This window comes from Salinigranum rubrum, from assembly GCF_002906575.1.
Taxonomy (GTDB): Archaea; Halobacteriota; Halobacteria; order Halobacteriales; family Haloferacaceae; genus Salinigranum; species Salinigranum rubrum.
In genome coordinates, this window is sequence record NZ_CP026309.1 from 224,800 (window position 1) to 238,783 (window position 13,984).

At 69.4% G+C, this 13,984-nt stretch carries 15 protein-coding genes; 8 read left to right on the plus strand and 7 right to left on the minus strand.

Annotated features, from left to right (window positions below):
• The first annotated feature begins 41 nt into the window (after positions 1-41).
• On the plus strand, positions 42-1,433 hold the full coding sequence (locus C2R22_RS01080) for a hypothetical protein (RefSeq protein ID WP_103423930.1): 1,392 nt from the start codon (positions 42-44) through the stop codon (positions 1,431-1,433).
• 647 nt (positions 1,434-2,080) lie between these two features.
• Here C2R22_RS01080 and C2R22_RS01085 read toward each other — a convergent pair.
• Positions 2,081-3,076, minus strand: a complete 996-nt coding sequence (locus tag C2R22_RS01085; protein WP_103423931.1) for a radical SAM protein — start codon at positions 3,074-3,076, stop codon at positions 2,081-2,083.
• 161 nt (positions 3,077-3,237) lie between these two features.
• Between C2R22_RS01085 and C2R22_RS01090 the strand changes: the two genes are divergently transcribed.
• Positions 3,238-4,200, plus strand: coding sequence for a PrsW family intramembrane metalloprotease (locus C2R22_RS01090; protein ID WP_162562325.1), 963 nt, complete (start codon positions 3,238-3,240; stop codon positions 4,198-4,200).
• On the opposite strand, the gene C2R22_RS01095 is transcribed toward C2R22_RS01090, so the two are convergent.
• Positions 4,112-5,122 (minus strand): hypothetical protein, encoded by a 1,011-nt coding sequence (locus C2R22_RS01095; RefSeq protein WP_103423933.1) that lies wholly within the window; start codon positions 5,120-5,122, stop codon positions 4,112-4,114. The two genes, C2R22_RS01090 and C2R22_RS01095, sit on opposite strands and share 89 nt — an antisense overlap.
• Positions 5,123-5,261: 139 nt before the next feature.
• Here C2R22_RS01095 and C2R22_RS01100 point away from each other — a divergent pair, with 139 nt between their 5' ends.
• The 4 genes from C2R22_RS01100 (at position 5,262) to C2R22_RS01110 (ending at position 8,584) form a co-directional block, all read left to right on the plus strand.
• Positions 5,262-6,386, plus strand: a complete 1,125-nt coding sequence (locus C2R22_RS01100; RefSeq protein ID WP_103423934.1) for a DUF373 family protein — start codon at positions 5,262-5,264, stop codon at positions 6,384-6,386.
• Between the two features lie 57 nt (positions 6,387-6,443).
• A complete protein-coding gene (locus C2R22_RS24740; RefSeq protein ID WP_162562326.1) occupies positions 6,444-6,614 on the plus strand; it encodes a hypothetical protein in 171 nt (56 codons plus the stop codon).
• 174 nt (positions 6,615-6,788) lie between these two features.
• Positions 6,789-7,547 carry a DUF4386 domain-containing protein gene (locus tag C2R22_RS01105; protein ID WP_103423935.1) on the plus strand — a complete coding sequence of 253 codons (759 nt, stop codon included), beginning with the start codon at positions 6,789-6,791 and terminating at the stop codon, positions 7,545-7,547.
• Complete coding sequence (locus tag C2R22_RS01110; RefSeq protein WP_216824778.1) at positions 7,547-8,584, plus strand: NAD(P)-dependent alcohol dehydrogenase; 1,038 nt, start codon at positions 7,547-7,549, stop codon at positions 8,582-8,584. Before C2R22_RS01105 ends, C2R22_RS01110 begins: the two co-directional genes overlap by 1 nt.
• 41 nt (positions 8,585-8,625) lie before the next feature.
• Here C2R22_RS01110 and C2R22_RS01115 read toward each other — a convergent pair whose 3' ends face one another.
• On the minus strand, positions 8,626-9,468 hold the full coding sequence (locus C2R22_RS01115) for a polyprenyl synthetase family protein (protein ID WP_103423936.1): 843 nt from the start codon (positions 9,466-9,468) through the stop codon (positions 8,626-8,628).
• Positions 9,469-9,638: 170 nt separating this feature from the next.
• Between C2R22_RS01115 and C2R22_RS01120 the strand changes: the two genes are divergently transcribed.
• Entirely contained in the window at positions 9,639-10,088 is a 450-nt protein-coding gene (locus C2R22_RS01120) for a DUF4112 domain-containing protein (protein WP_103423937.1), read from the plus strand.
• 56 nt (positions 10,089-10,144) lie between these two features.
• On the opposite strand, the gene C2R22_RS01125 is transcribed toward C2R22_RS01120, so the two are convergent.
• Both C2R22_RS01125 and C2R22_RS24745 read right to left on the minus strand, forming a co-directional pair.
• The gene (locus C2R22_RS01125; protein ID WP_103423938.1) at positions 10,145-11,539 is read right to left on the minus strand and encodes an FAD-binding oxidoreductase; all 1,395 of its coding nucleotides are present in this window, start codon (positions 11,537-11,539) and stop codon (positions 10,145-10,147) included.
• A 15-nt stretch (positions 11,540-11,554) separates the two neighbouring features.
• Positions 11,555-11,833: a hypothetical protein gene (locus tag C2R22_RS24745; protein WP_162562327.1), complete on the minus strand. Its 279-nt coding sequence runs from the start codon at positions 11,831-11,833 to the stop codon at positions 11,555-11,557.
• On the opposite strand from C2R22_RS24745, the gene C2R22_RS01130 reads away from it, so the two are divergent.
• Positions 11,832-12,089: a VOC family protein gene (locus C2R22_RS01130; RefSeq protein WP_103423939.1), complete on the plus strand. Its 258-nt coding sequence runs from the start codon at positions 11,832-11,834 to the stop codon at positions 12,087-12,089. The genes C2R22_RS24745 and C2R22_RS01130 overlap by 2 nt on opposite strands.
• Before the next feature lie 92 nt (positions 12,090-12,181).
• Here the strand turns inward: C2R22_RS01130 and C2R22_RS01135 are convergent, their stop codons facing one another.
• Both C2R22_RS01135 and C2R22_RS01140 read right to left on the minus strand, forming a co-directional pair.
• The gene (locus tag C2R22_RS01135) at positions 12,182-13,132 is read right to left on the minus strand and encodes an electron transfer flavoprotein subunit alpha/FixB family protein (protein WP_103423940.1); all 951 of its coding nucleotides are present in this window, start codon (positions 13,130-13,132) and stop codon (positions 12,182-12,184) included.
• Positions 13,129-13,917: an electron transfer flavoprotein subunit beta/FixA family protein gene (locus tag C2R22_RS01140; RefSeq protein WP_103423941.1), complete on the minus strand. Its 789-nt coding sequence runs from the start codon at positions 13,915-13,917 to the stop codon at positions 13,129-13,131. The genes C2R22_RS01135 and C2R22_RS01140 overlap by 4 nt, the downstream gene beginning before the upstream one ends.
• Between the last annotated feature and the right edge of the window lie 67 nt (positions 13,918-13,984).

Here is a 13,984-nt window from a genome sequence, read left to right on the forward strand (position 1 = left end):
CTCTTTCAGGTCGGGTCGCGGCCGCGCCACCCGGGACGGCCGTGACCGTCCCGACCGACGCCGTCGTCGACGCCCATCTCGCACGGCTCGACGCCGAGGCGCGCCGCGCGTTCGTCGCCGACCTGTGGGCCGCCCGCGGCTTCGAGACCAGCGTCGACGACGCCGTCGTGGTCGCCCGCCGCCACGCCGAGTCGCTGGTGGTGTACCCCCTCCCGCCCCGCCGACTCCGCCGTCCGCCTCGCCCGGAGCCCCCGGTCGACGTCGTCGTCGCGTTCGAGGCAGTCCCGCGGTGGGTCGAGGCGAGCGACGTGCGCGTCCTCACGCCCGCCGACCTCCGCGGGATGCTCCGGTACGCGCTCGACCCGGCGGACGCCGCGTCGATATCCCGGCGGCACCTTGGTTCCCCTCCGGCAGCGCTCGCCCCGCCGCTCTCGCTCCGCGTCCGCGACGGGGTCGAGGCGCTGCACGGCGTCGGGGAGTCGGTCGGCGTCACGACCGTCGTCACCCTCCTCGCCGTCGTCGTTCTCGTCTTCGCCGCGAGCGGCGCGCTGTTCGTCGACGACGGGACGGAGCCGCTGCTCGGCTCCGAGAGCGTCGCACCCCCTGGCGGCGCTGACGCGACGACGCCCGAGCAGACACCGACCGCGTCGCCGACACCGACCGACGAGAGCGACGCCGCGGCGGTGGGGTCGCTCGATACGGTTCCCGGCGTCGGACCCGACGGCGTGACGAACCTCACCGCCCTCGCGCTCGCACACGACCGGGAACTCGGCGAGAACTACACGCTCTGGACCGACCGCTACCGCCCACAGAACGGCGTCCCGGGCGCGCCCCGAACGCAGCGGGACACCGACATCACCGTCGAGGGCGACCGCTATCTCGTCGAGGAGACGTTCGAGACCGGGGAGGAGCGACGACTCGCCCGCGTGGTCTACTTCGACGGGACCGACTGGTACGTCGACGAGCGAACCGCCGAGACGGCCAGCGTCCGCTGGGTCGACGGACGAACGGGGAACGTCGCGCCCGACCCCCACCGCCTCCGCCGGGCGCTCGTCACGCGGTACCTGGCCACGCCGACGACCGACGTGACCGAACGCCTCTACGTCGGCGACGAGACGCGCTACCGACTGGAGGGTGAGGGTCGGCCGCCGGGCTTCCCGGACCGGGTGTACAACTACAGCTTCGTCGCCGTCGTCGGCGACCGCGGACTCGTCCACGGGGCGGCGGTCGAGTTCACCGTCGTCACCGTCGAGGGGAGCTACCGGCTCCGCTTCGAGTGGACGTACGGCGCGCTCGGCGCAACGAGTGTCACGGAACCGGCGTGGCTCCACCTGGCGCTTCCGCGGAACGACTCGGCGGGCGCGGAGTCGACCGAGATGTCGGGGAACCGGACGACCGAGGTGCCGAGGAATACGACCGAGACGGCGTCGTGATGCATCCAGGGGACGTTTCGCTAGTGCGTGCAGTGGTCTCTTCGTGGCAATCGAGCCGGACTGCGGTGGTGTTCGGAACGCGTCGGCAGTGTTTGAGGCACTGCGGTGGCGATGTCGTGAGGAACCGCCTCGACGATGTCGTGAGGCATCGCGTCGACAGGACGGGCACCGCGCGGGGCACGGGCGCGGTGTTTCCACACCACCGAAGCGGCAGAGCCGCTTCGAGCCGTTCGTTCCGTTCCCTCACGAAGACCTCCCCAGCCGATTCGTTCAGTCACTCGCGTCGCTCGTTCCTTCACTCATCCCTCGCGCGTGGGTCACGCGGCGGGACCGCGTGACGTCACGCGCCACCGTACTGTGTTGGCCGTCGGCGCGCGAGAGTGAACGACTGGAGGGAGTGAACGAACGCGCGAGGGTCAGCTCGCGCCTCCGTGCGCGAGCGACCGGTTGGGGAGGGGGAGGCTGTGGTCCACCGCGCCCGTGTATCGTGCGGTCGACTACTGCATCTCGCCGGACTCGGTCGTCCCCGCGTCTCGCCTGACTCTCCCGGTGACTACACCTCACCCGAGCCTCCCGACAACTCCACCCACGAGTATCGAGACGCACGTCCACCCTATCCACGCCACTGTGCTGGTCGCCTGTTCGACTCAGGCCAGGGGCGTCCGCTCCACGACCGTCCCGTCCACGGTCGGGTACTGCTCGACGATTTCGCCCTCGGCGAGGTCGCCCTCCTCGATCATCTCCTCTAAGAGCCACCACGCCACCTCGACGTGCTCGGACTTCACGGTGTAGTACTCCTCGGGGACGCCCAGCGCCCGGAGGTCCTCCTCCGTGACCCACGCCTTCCCGTACACCAGCGTCCCGTCGTCGGTCACCTCGTCGAACGGGCGGCGGAGGGTCCGGGCCATCCGTTTCAGCCGCCGGCGGTGCTGGGCGGCGTCTTTGAACACCGAGGTGCAGAAGTAGACCCGCTCGTGGTCGCCCATCACGTCCAGAATCTCCTCTTTCGGGCTCTCGACCGCGCTCATGTGACCCTCCCGAAGCTCGAATCCCTCCTCTTTCATCCGGCGGAAGTTGCCGTCGCTCATCTCGAACTCGTTGATGTTGCAAAAGTCGGCGGCACCCTCGTCTAAGAACTCCAGGAACTCGGGCTCGGCGCGGATTCCGGGAATCTCGAACGCCGGGGTCAGGCCCTCCTCGCGGGCGACGTAGAGGATGTCCTCCCACTCCGTGCCGTGTAACTGGCCCCACTGTTCGAGGGGCGGGTGGAACCGAATCTCGTCGAGGCCCGCCTCCGCGAGGCGGCGCATGTTCTCTCTCCCTCCGGTGATGCCGGTGTAGAGGTGGATGTGGTGGTCCTCGCCGAACTCCTCCTTGAGGAGGGAGATGTAGTGACACGTCCTGTCGAGCGCCTCCTGTGGTTCGCCACCGGTGATAGAGGAACCGAGCGCGTCCATCCGTCGGGCCTCCTCGATGACGTCCTCGTCCGACTCGACCGCGCGCTCGTTGGCGTACACCTGCGTGACGTTCTTTCGGTTCTCGCCCAGCGGGCAGTAGAAACAGTCGCGCTGGTCGCAGTAGCCGTAGACGAACATGACCATCTTGCCACCCTTGGCGCACTGCTCACAGCCCTTCGAGATCATTCAGTGCTCTCCCTACGAGTCCGAGGCGTCAAAAACGGTGCGACTTGCCGCGACGCGCCGCCGGCTTTTATTTCGGCGAGTCTATGCGCACACTACGGCTTAGATTCAGTCAAAATCGATTGCACACAACTCTTCAGGCTGGGTTTCGAACTGGCAAGTACATGCCCGCGTCCTCGGACGACTCGTCCGTCGACACGCATGGTGTGACGACGTGGGAGCCGCGAACGCTCGGTGACCGGCTCTCCGTCTCCTTACACGAGACGCTCGCGTCCAACTGGCGCGTCGTCGTCGTCGCACTGGCCGCACTCGTACTGCTCGGACAGTTCTTCGTGGCGTTCGGCCTGTTCGCCACGGACCCGTTCCTGGCCGTGTTCTCGGCCGTGTCGGTGATTCCGGCCCTGCTGTTGGTCTGGTACATCCGCCGGCAGGACGTCGACCCCGAACCGGTCGGGACGCTCGCGGTCACGTTCGTCCTCGGCGGCCTCCTGGCGAGTTTCGCGGCGCTCGTCAACACCGCCGCCGGGACCGTCTTCCGACAGATCCCCTTTATCGGCTCGATCCTCCTGTTCTTCCTCATCGTCGGCCCCGGTGAGGAACTGGTCAAGTGGCTCGCCATCCGCCTGTACGCGTACGACCGCTCCGAGTTCGACGCCGTCGTCGACGGGGCGATGTACGGCGCGGCCGCCGGCCTGGGCTTCGCCTCCATCGAGAACGTCATCTACATCACACAGAACGCCCTCACCGCCATCCAGAACGAGGGCCCGGTCCTCGCCGCCACCGTTCCGACCACCGTGGCCCGCTCGCTCGCCGGTCCGGGCCACGTGCTGTACTCCGCGTTCGCGGGCTACTACCTCGGCCTCGCGAAGTTCAACGAGGAGCACTACGGCCCGCTCGTCGTGAAGGGCATCGCCGTCGCCGCGCTGCTTCACGCGACGTACAACTCGCTCTCGACGGTCCTCCCACAGGTGCTCCCGATGAGCGGACTCACCACGTTCGCGTTCATCGTCCTCTGGGACGGTGCACTCACGGTGGTCCTCATCCGCAAACTCCGGCAGTACCGTGACGTCGTCGACGAACACGGGACGGCCAGCGCCCGACCGCAGGCGGCGAGTACCGACGACTGAGGCCACGGGGGCGACCGTCGGCGACGACGAGAACCGCCCGTTCCCCGTCAGGCGACGAGCGCGTACCGGACGAACACGACGCCGAAGAGGAGGCCGAAGACGCCGAGATAGCCGACGAACAAGCGGCCCTCCGGCGGGAGCACGAGCCACAGCACGGGACCGGCGGCGAGACAGGCGACTCCGAACGCCGCGGCGACGACCCGCACCGCCGTCGGTGCCCGCTCCCCGCGTCCAACTCGGTCGCGTTCCCGTCGGCGTTCGCCCTGACCGCGGTGACAGCCTCGGACGAGAGGACGGCGAACCGCGGGGTCGACGCGCCGACGTGTCCCGCGTGGTACGCGAGGAACGCCAGCACGAACGGACCGACCCCTCGCGCGTGCACCCGCCGGACCGCATCGAGCGGAACCGTGTGACCGCCGTACTCCAGCGTTCCCCCCTCCCGGTCGACGACGCCCTCGGACTGGAGTCCAGCGCCGACCACGAGCGCGGCGAACCCCGCGACGACGCTCCCGACGAGGAGTTCGAGGCCGAACTCGGTCCAGCGGAGACCGACGAGTGCGAGACTCGCCCCGAAGAGGACGCCGCCGGCCACGCCCCACCGCGAGAGGGCACGGACCATCTCGTGGACCTCGGGCGGGGCGCTCCCCAGCGCGAACACCGCACGGCCGCTCCCGACGCCGAGGCCGACGACCAGCGCGAGGACGAGCGCGAAGAGGGCGACGTCGACACCGCTCCGGACGAGCGTCGCACCCACGAGGGCGAGCAGCCCGAGAACCGGCCCGGCGGTGAGGCCGACGGCGGCGTAGACGAGGAGTCGGAGCGACCGCGTGGTCGCGGGGCCGAACCGCCACCGGACGACCGCGGCCGTGGAAGCCGACGGCGGCGGAGGGGTGGCCGACGACGAGGGTGGAGCGGGGGACACACGGATGCTTCGGCCGGACATCAGGTAATTCTGCCGCCGGGCGCTCCGGACGCGCTCTCGTCGTCGTGTTTTCTCGGTGTCGACCCCATTCCGCCCTCGTCCCGAAAACAGATATACGACGACGACGTACCTCCCCGCGATGCTGCTTGTCCTCTGTGTCGACCTCGACGACGACCTGGGTCGCAAGACCGGCTTCGAGACGCCGGTCGTCGGCCGGGACGCCGTCGAGGCGGCCGCGGTCGCCCTCGCGACCGCCGACCCCGAGGACTCCGACATCAACGTGCTCTTTCAGGGGATTCACACCCACGACGACCTCCTCGCCGAGGGTGGTGAGGAGGTCGAAGTCGCTGCCGTGACTGGAATCGACGGCTCGGACGTGAAGGCCAATCGTGCCATCGGCGAGGAGATAGACGAGGTGCTCGCCGCGCTCCAGACCGGCGAGAACGTCCGCGCCATCGTCATCACCGACGGTGCACAGGACGAGTCGGTCCTCCCCGTGATTCGGTCGCGCGTCCCCATCGACGGCGTCCGTCGCGTCGTCGTCCGCCAGGCCCAGGACCTGGAGTCGATGTACTACACGATGAAGCAGGTGCTCGACGACCCCGAGACGAGAGGGACGATTCTCGTGCCGCTCGGCATCCTGCTGTTGATCTACCCGTTCGTCACCATCGCGTCGTACTTCGACGTCCCCGGTGCCGTCGTGTTAGGCCTCATCTCCGCCCTCCTGGGCCTGTACTCGCTCTTTCGGGGGCTCGGCCTCGAAACCGTCGTCGACGACCTCGCAGAGCGCGGGCGCAACCTCCTGTACGCCGGCCGCGCGACGCTCATCACCTACGTCGTCGCCGCCGCGCTCATGGTCGTCGGCGGCGTGCGCGGCGTCGAACTCCTCCGAGCGGTCGACGCGGCGGTCCCCGGGGACCTCGGGGTGGGCATCGTCATCGCGGCGGTCGTCCACGGGGCTGTCCAGTGGTTCGCCGCCGCCGGCGTCACCTCCTCGCTGGGGCAGGTGACGGACGAGTACCTCGCCGACCGATTCAAGTGGCGCTACCTCAACGCCCCCTTCTACGTCCTCTCCATCGCGGTCGTCCTCCACGCCGTCTCGGGCTTCTTCCTCCCCGACGTGGCGGGCGTCACCTCCCTCTCGCTGACCGACCTCGCGCTCGCGCTCACGGCCGGGACGCTCCTCGGCGTGTTGAGCACGCTCGCGTTCGCCGTCGCCGAGTCGCGCTTCCCGACCGGCGTCGAAACCGACGCGTCCGCGTGAACGAACGCGTGCGGTCGGCGGAGAAACCGACTTCATCCGCGAGCGGGTTGTACGTCCATGGACTACACGCTCGATCCGCGCAAGCCGGTCTCCGCGGAGGTCCGAAAACGCTGCAAGGAGGTCCGGGCGGCCCGTCCCATCGACGAACGGCTGTTCGTCGAGGAGCCGGACGACTTGGTCGCCCGGTTCGGGGGATACCGGCGCGCGACCGTCGGCTACGAGTCCTGACCGCGAGGTGGTGACGGACGGAGGCGACGTCGACCTCGTGGCCCCCGGTACGTTTAGGACGGTCGACGGCCTCTCTACGCGGTATCCTCTCGGACCCCCCGCCGACCGGAGAGCCGCTCGTCTCCGTCTCCCGTCGTCGGTGCCGTCCCGTCGGGACAACAAGAGGCGCACCCAATGGCCACCACAACGTCCGACCCCCTCGGTGTCACTCGCGACGGTCACGTTCAGACCGTATCGCCCAGAACCGTCGCCCGCGTCACGGGGCTGCTCTACCTCCTCGTCTTCGTCACCGCCGGCTTCAGCGAGGGCTACGTGCGCGGCACGCTCGTCGTCCCGGGTGACGCGGCGGCGACGGCCGCGAACATCGCCGCCTCGGAGTGGCTGTTCCGACTCGGCTTCGTCAGCGACCTCGTCGCCTTCTCGGCCGACGCCGTCATCGCCGTCCTCCTGTACGTCCTGCTCAGGCCCGCCGGGAGAACGCTCGCGCTGGTGGCCGCGTCGTTGCGGCTGGTCGCCCATCCCGCCATCGCCAGCATCAACCTCCTCAACCAGTTCGTCGCGCTCCAGTTACTGAGCGGGGCGGCGTACCTGACCGCCTTCGACCCCGAACAACTGCACGCGCTCGCCCTGCTCTTTCTCACCGCCCACCGCTACGGCTACCTCATCGGCGGGGTGTTCTTCGGATTCCACCTCCTCGCGCTCGGCTATCTGCTCTTCCGGTCGGACCGCTTCCCCGGGGTTCTCGGATTGCTCATCGCCCTCGCCGCCGTCGGCTACCTGACCGAGAGCTTCACGTTCTTCCTCCTCCCCGCCTACGGGTCGTTCGCGTCGACGCTCGTCGTCGTGACCGCCGTCGTCGGGGAACTGGTGTTGGCGCTGTACCTCGTACTCAAGGGGGTTCGGTCGCCCACCGCGACGTCGGAGGCGGCCTGATGGTCGAGTCGAAGCGGCGGTCCCCGACCCCGACCGCCTCCCCTCGTGCCCGGGATGCCGACACGATGCAGGCCGTGGTCTACTCCCGATACGGCGGCCCCGAGGTGCTCTCGTTCGCTTCGGTCGCGAGGCCCACGCCGGGTGACGACGAGGTCCTGATTCGAGTCGTCGCCGCCTCGGTCAACGCCGGCGACTGGCACCTCCTGCGCGGGACGCCGTTCCTCGTCCGCCTCGTGTACGGTGGCTATCGCGCCCCGAACCATCCCGTCCTCGGTTCCGACGTCGCGGGACGGGTCGACGCCGTCGGCCGGAACGTCACCGACTTCCAGCCCGGCGACGCGGTCGTCTGTGACCTCTCCGGACACGGCTTCGGCGGCTTCGCCGAGTACGTCTGCGTGCCCGAAACGGCGCTCGTACCGAAGCCTCCCGCCGTCCCGTTCGAGACGGCCGCGGCGGTCCCGACGGCGGGTGTCGCCGCCCTTCAGGCGCTTCGCGCGCTCGGCGTCCGGGCGGGCGAGCACGTCCTGGTCAACGGCGCGTCCGGCGGCGTGGGGACGTTCGCGGTCCAGGTCGCGAAGTCGATGGGGGCCGAGGTCACGGCGACGTGCAGCACCGCGAAGGTGGAGACGGTTCGCTCGCTCGGCGCGGACCACGTCGTCGACTACACGCGGGAGGACGTCGCGACTCTGGACGCCCGGTACGACCGTATCCTCGACGCCGCGGGGTCGCACTCGCTCCGCGAGTACGGGCGCGTGCTCGCTCCGGGAGGGAGCTACGTCATGGTCGGCGGCCCCACGCGGCGGTTCCTGACGACCCTGCTCGTCGGTCCTCTCCGCTCGCTCGTCGGCCGCCGGCGGTTCGAGACGTTCGTGCTCCACCCCGACCGCGACGACCTGGCGCGCGTGCTCGACCTCGTCGCGTCCGGCGACGTCGACCCCGTCGTCGACAGGCGGTACTCGCTCTCGGAGGTCCCCGACGCGATTCGGTACCTGGAGGCCGGCCGCGCGACCGGGAAGGTCGTCGTCGGCGTCGCGTAGTACTCGCCGGCCGGCCCGGTCCCGGCGCGTTCGGCCCTCGTTCAGCGCTCGCGGACGACCACGAACTCCGCGAGGTCGCGCAGATACCCCAGCGCCGCCGTCTCCTCGGGGTCGGCGTTGTCGAGCGCGTTCAGCGCCCGGTCGGCCTCCGCCCTGGCGCGGTCGTTCGCCTCCTCGGGCTCGATGCCCGTCACCTGCACCAGCGAGGGGCGGTCCATCGCCTCGTCCTGGCCGGTCGGCTTCCCGAGGTCGTCGGCGTCGGCGGTGGCGTCGAGGACGTCGTCGCGGATCTGAAAGGCCACCCCCACGCGCTCGGCGTACTCGCCGAAGGCCTCGACGGTCACCGGGTCGCCGCCGGCCGCGACGACGCCGAGTTCGGCCGCCGCGCGGAACAGCACGCCCGTCTTCCGGCGGGCGAGCGTCATGTACTCGTCGTCGGTAGTCGGACGGGCCACGAGTTCCGTGGCCTCGCCCTCGCTCAGTTCGACCATCGCCTCGGAGACGATCTGCGTCGCCTGGTCGTCGACCGAGAGGAGCGCGAACGCCTCGCCCAGGAGGCCGTCCGAGCAGATGATGGCCGGGCCGTAGCCGTACTCGGCCCATGCGCTCGGCTTTCCCCTCCTGACCCCCGAGCGGTCGATGATGTCGTCGATGACGAGCGAGGCGTTGTGGACGAGTTCGACGGCGACGGCGAAGTCCACGGCCTGCGAGGGCTGGCCGCCCACTGCCTCACACGCGAGGATGGTGACCGCCGGGCGGACGCGCTTCCCGCCGGAGAGCGCCACGTGTGCGAGCTCGTCGGACAGCTCGGGCGGGTCGACCGCCTCGACCACCTCTTCGAGCCGGTCGTTCACGAGCCCGACCCGGCGCTCCAGATACTCCATTGGCGGCTCTCAGGACGGCGGAGGCAAGTAGGTAACGGAACCGAGAGGCTCGCCGGACCGGTGTGAGGAGCTAGATATCCGCGGCGGAGTCCACAGACCCAGCGTCGGTACGGAAGGGCTTGCGTGTGCACGGGCCAGTTTCATCAGGGACCGGGCCGACAACCGAATGCATGAGTGACCCGATTCCCGACGTCGACGCCGCGTTCGACGACGACCTCGACTTCGACCTCCCACCGACGGTCGACGAGCAGGCGATTCGGCGGATGGAGTTCGTGAGTCAACTGCTCGACGAGAGCGTCGAGATTCCCGGGACGGAGTTCAGCATCGGTCTCGACCCCATCCTCGGGGCACTCCCCGTCGCGGGCGACGTCGTCTCGGCGGCCTTCTCGTTCTACATCGTCGTCGAGTCGGCCCGCCTCGGCGTCTCCTACAGCACGCTGCTCCGGATGCTCGGCAACATCGCGGTCGACGTGGGCGTCGGCTCCGTCCCGGTCCTCGGGACGCTGTTCGACGCGTTCTGGAAGGCCAACGTCCGGAACTTCGAACTGGCGCTCGAAGACCTGGCCGAGGCCGCCGACGACTCGGCCGACGCGGACGCCGTCACCATCGAAGTCGACTAACCGACTGACTGACTGGTGCGCCGGCCGAGCGGCGGCACGGACGGCGGACGCGACACTCAGACCGGTTCGACGTTCTGGTTCGTCCGGAACAGGTTCTCGGGGTCCCACTCGGCTTTTATCTCCCTGAGCCTGTCGTAGTTGTCGCCGTACGCCACCCGTCCGCGCTTTTCGTCTCCGGCGAGGAAGTTCACGTACGTCCCGCCGGTCGACTCCTTCGCCAGCGCCTCCCGGCAGTCGCGTATCCACGCGAGACACCGGTCGTCGTCGGCCGGGTCCGACCAGCGCGCCCCCGGCGAGACGACGAACCGCGCGTCGCGGTGGGGGTACGCCGTCGCGTCGGGCGCGACGTCGGTTATCGCCCCGCCCACCTGGTGGACGAGCACGTCCGACTCCGGCGTCGGGCGGCGCTCGGCGAGCGTGACGATCGCGTCGACAACGCCGTCGGTCAGCTCCGTGAAGTTCGCCGACGTCCAGTAGTTCCGCAGTCCCGTCGCGTACAACTCGTCGAAGGTGCGCTGTACCGCCGTGTACGGCGTCGGACCGACCGCGTCGGCGATAGGGTCGCCGTATTCGCGGAGCGGGGCGACGACGTCCCGCCCCTCGTCGGGGTCGCCCGCGTAGCACACTACGACGGAGAGAACCGGCGTGCCGTGGTACTCCTCGGCGATGAAGGGGAGCGGCGGGGCGGTCAGGCTGTCCACCCAGACACAGCACTCTCTCGGCGCGCCGCGAACGAACTCGCGGTAGTTCCCGAGGGCGTCCGCGGCGTCGGCGTACCGGTAGACGACCGGGCCGAACAGCACCGTCGGCCCGACCGGGTGGAGGTCGAACTCGAAGGAGGTGACGACGCCGAAGTTGCCGCTTCCTCCCCTGAGCGCCCAGAAGAGCTCTTGGTTCTCGGTCTCGCTCGCGCGGACGAGTTCGCCGGCCGCCGTGACGACGTCTGCGGAGCGAAGGTTGTCGACCGCGAGGCCGTACTTCGGCGAGAGCCAGCCGAACCCGCCGCCGAGCGTGAGGCCGCCGACGCCGGTCGTCGAGACGACGCCCCCCGGCGTGGCGAGGCCGAACGCCTGCGTCTCGTGGTCCACGTCGCCCATCGTCGCCCCGCCGCTCACGCGGGCCGTTCTCTCCTCGGGGTCGACGCGGACGGCGGTCATCCCCGAGAGGTCGACCACGAGGCCGTCGTCACACACCGCGTGCCCCGCGATGTGGTGGCCCCCGCCCTTGACCGCGAGACGCAGGTCGTTCTCGCGGGCGTAGTCGACCGCCCGAATCACGTCCGCGGCCCCCGTCGGCTGGACGACCACGCCCGGTCGCCGGTCGACCATCGCGTTCCACACCGACCGCGCCTCGTCGTACCCGCCGTCGGTCGGTCCGAGCACCGTCCCGCGAATCCGCTGCCGGAGGTCGTCGAACGCGTCACCGGTCTCCCCTCGCCTCGCACGTGACATTCGTTTCTCACCCGTTCACGTGTGATACGCTCTCAGACCGCATAGCTGTGCGAGGTCCCCGCGCCCGGCGCGTGCGCTTTCCACTATCACTTTCACTCCGCGCGCTTGGCTCAGGGTTATCCCCTCTCTGTGCGAGCTTCTGTCATGGCATCCGATGTCGCCATCACCGGTGAACAGCTTTCGGAAACAGCCCCCGTGTTTCGGGTCAGTGACGTCGAGGCCGCGGCGGCGTACTACCGTGACCGACTCGGCTTCAGCCACGACGGACTCTGGGGAACCGCCGTCGTTCTGCATGCCGTTCCGCGACGAGGTTCGCGTCATGCTCGACCAGGCGGCGGACCCCGAGGACGTCCGGCCGAACGGGGCAGACGAACACGGCTGGGACGCGTACGTCTGGGTGGCCGACGTCGAGGAACTCTTCGCCGAGTTCGAGACGCGTGACGCTCACATCGTGTACGACCCGGTGGTCAAAGCGGAGTACGACATGAAGGAGTTCGCCGTCCGCGACCGCGACGGCTACGTGCTCGTCTTCGGCGAGGACGTGAAGTAGCGTCGTATCCCACTCGACGCGCGAGGCGACCCGTCGGCGTCGCCGGTTTCACTGGAACGGCGCTACCCCCGGACCAAAAGACCGCCCGACCGTTATCGGAACTGCTCGGTGAGCGCGGGCACCACGTCGAAGAGGTCGCCCACGATACCGTAGTCGGCGATGTCGAAGATGGGCGCGTTCGGATCGGTGTTGATGGCGATGATGGTGTCGGAGCCCTTCATGCCGGCGACGTGCTGGACGGCGCCCGAGATACCGACCGCGAGGTAGACGTCGGGCGTGACGACTTTTCCGGACTGACCCACCTGCCTGTTCTTCGGGAGCCAGCCGTTGTCGACGATGGGCCTGGAGGCCGAGAGCGTCGCGCCGAGCGCGTCGGCCAGTTCTTCGACGAGTTCGAGGTTCTCCTCCTCCTCGATACCGCGGCCGACCGACACGAGGACGTCCGCGTCGCTGATGTCGACGTCGCCGCCGGCGACCTCCTCGAACCCCGTGACGCGCGAGCGGACGCGCGACTCGTCGACCGTCAGGTCGAACGCTTCGACCGCGGGCGACCCGGTGTCCTCGGTCGGTTCCCACTCGCCGCCGCGGACCGTTACGGCGACGCGGTCGGCGTCCACCTCGACCGTCGTTTCGACCTTCGAGGCGTACATCTCCCGCGTCGCGGTGAGGCCGTCGTCCCATTCGAGCGCGACCGCGTCGCTCACGAGCGGGAGGCCGAGCGACGAGGCGACGGCGGGGGCGTAGTCCAGCCCGTTCACCGAGTTCGGCATCAGGACGACCGTCGGTTCGAGCGCCGAATCGAGCGCTTCGACCGCCTGCACGTACACGTCGTGGTTGAACTCCTCGCCGTGGTCGACCGTGTGGACGGTGTCGACGCCGTCGAGCGAGAGGTCTTTGGCGAACGACTCGACGTCGCCGGAGACGACCGCGACGTGGAGTTCCTCGCCGAGCGCCTCGGCGAGTTCCCGACCGGCCGTGACGAGTTCGTAGCTCACGTCGCGGAGGTCGCCCCGGCGGTGGTCGGCGACTGCGAGGACGCTCATTCCGCGCCCACCCCCTTCTCGCGGAGGACGCTCGCGAGTTTGACGGCCGTCTCCTCGGCGTCGCCCTCGAAGATGGTCGCGTCCGACTCCGTCTCGGGTTCGTACATCGCGGTCATCCCGATGGGACTCTCGACGGTCGAGGCGTCGAGCCCCAGGTCCGCGAGCGTCTGGTGGGCGATCTCCTTCGACTGCGCCTGGCGGATGCCACGGAGGGACGCGTACCGTGGCTCGTTGATACCGGTCTGGATCGTGAGGACGGCCGGGAGGTCGACCTCGGTGTGCTCTTCGACGCCGCCTTCGAGTTCGCGGTGGACCTTCGCGACCGCATCCTCCAGTTCGAGGTCGTTCACGACGGCGGCCCACTCGAACCCGATCCGCTCGGCGAGCGTGACGCCGGTCGCGCCGAAGCCGTCGTCGTTCGCCTGTACCCCCGTGAGCACGAGGTCGGGGTCCTCCTCGGCGACGACGGCTTCGAGGAGTTCGGCCTTGGTCTCGACGTCGAGCAGCCCCGCACCCCCGATGTCGTCGTCCCAGACCCGTATCGCGCGGTCGACGCCCTTCGCCAGCGCCATCCGGATGGTCTCCTCGGTGCGCTCGGGGCCGATGGTGACGCTCACCACCTCGTCGGCGTGGCCGTCCTCCCCCAGTTGGACGGCGGCCTCGACCGCGTACTCGTCCCACTCGTTCAGATCGTACTCCAGGTACTCGGGGGCGATGTCGAGGCCGTCGATCTCGAAGTCGTCCGCCGCCTCGGCGACCTCTTTTACGGTGACGAGAACCTTCATGGTCGAGGGTTCCCCCTTCTCAGCGCTAAATGGTTTCGAAAGGGGAATCGGATAAAACGGTGGATTT

Bases quoted from the DNA above. Each gene is read 5' to 3' on its own strand.
- C2R22_RS01085 (WP_103423931.1), bottom strand. From the start codon at position 3,076: ATGATCTCGAAGGGCTGTGAGCAGTGCGCCAAGGGTGGCAAGATGGTC.
- C2R22_RS01090 (WP_162562325.1), top strand. From the start codon at position 3,238: ATGCCCGCGTCCTCGGACGACTCGTCCGTCGACACGCATGGTGTGACG.
- C2R22_RS01100 (WP_103423934.1), top strand. From the start codon at position 5,262: ATGCTGCTTGTCCTCTGTGTCGACCTCGACGACGACCTGGGTCGCAAG.
- C2R22_RS24740 (WP_162562326.1), top strand. From the start codon at position 6,444: ATGGACTACACGCTCGATCCGCGCAAGCCGGTCTCCGCGGAGGTCCGA.
- C2R22_RS01105 (WP_103423935.1), top strand. From the start codon at position 6,789: ATGGCCACCACAACGTCCGACCCCCTCGGTGTCACTCGCGACGGTCAC.
- C2R22_RS01110 (WP_216824778.1), top strand. From the start codon at position 7,547: ATGGTCGAGTCGAAGCGGCGGTCCCCGACCCCGACCGCCTCCCCTCGT.
- C2R22_RS01115 (WP_103423936.1), bottom strand. From the start codon at position 9,468: ATGGAGTATCTGGAGCGCCGGGTCGGGCTCGTGAACGACCGGCTCGAA.
- C2R22_RS01120 (WP_103423937.1), top strand. From the start codon at position 9,639: ATGAGTGACCCGATTCCCGACGTCGACGCCGCGTTCGACGACGACCTC.
- C2R22_RS01125 (WP_103423938.1), bottom strand. From the start codon at position 11,539: ATGTCACGTGCGAGGCGAGGGGAGACCGGTGACGCGTTCGACGACCTC.
- C2R22_RS01130 (WP_103423939.1), top strand. From the start codon at position 11,832: ATGCCGTTCCGCGACGAGGTTCGCGTCATGCTCGACCAGGCGGCGGAC.
- C2R22_RS24745 (WP_162562327.1), bottom strand. From the start codon at position 11,833: ATGCAGAACGACGGCGGTTCCCCAGAGTCCGTCGTGGCTGAAGCCGAG.
- C2R22_RS01135 (WP_103423940.1), bottom strand. From the start codon at position 13,132: ATGAGCGTCCTCGCAGTCGCCGACCACCGCCGGGGCGACCTCCGCGAC.
- C2R22_RS01140 (WP_103423941.1), bottom strand. From the start codon at position 13,917: ATGAAGGTTCTCGTCACCGTAAAAGAGGTCGCCGAGGCGGCGGACGAC.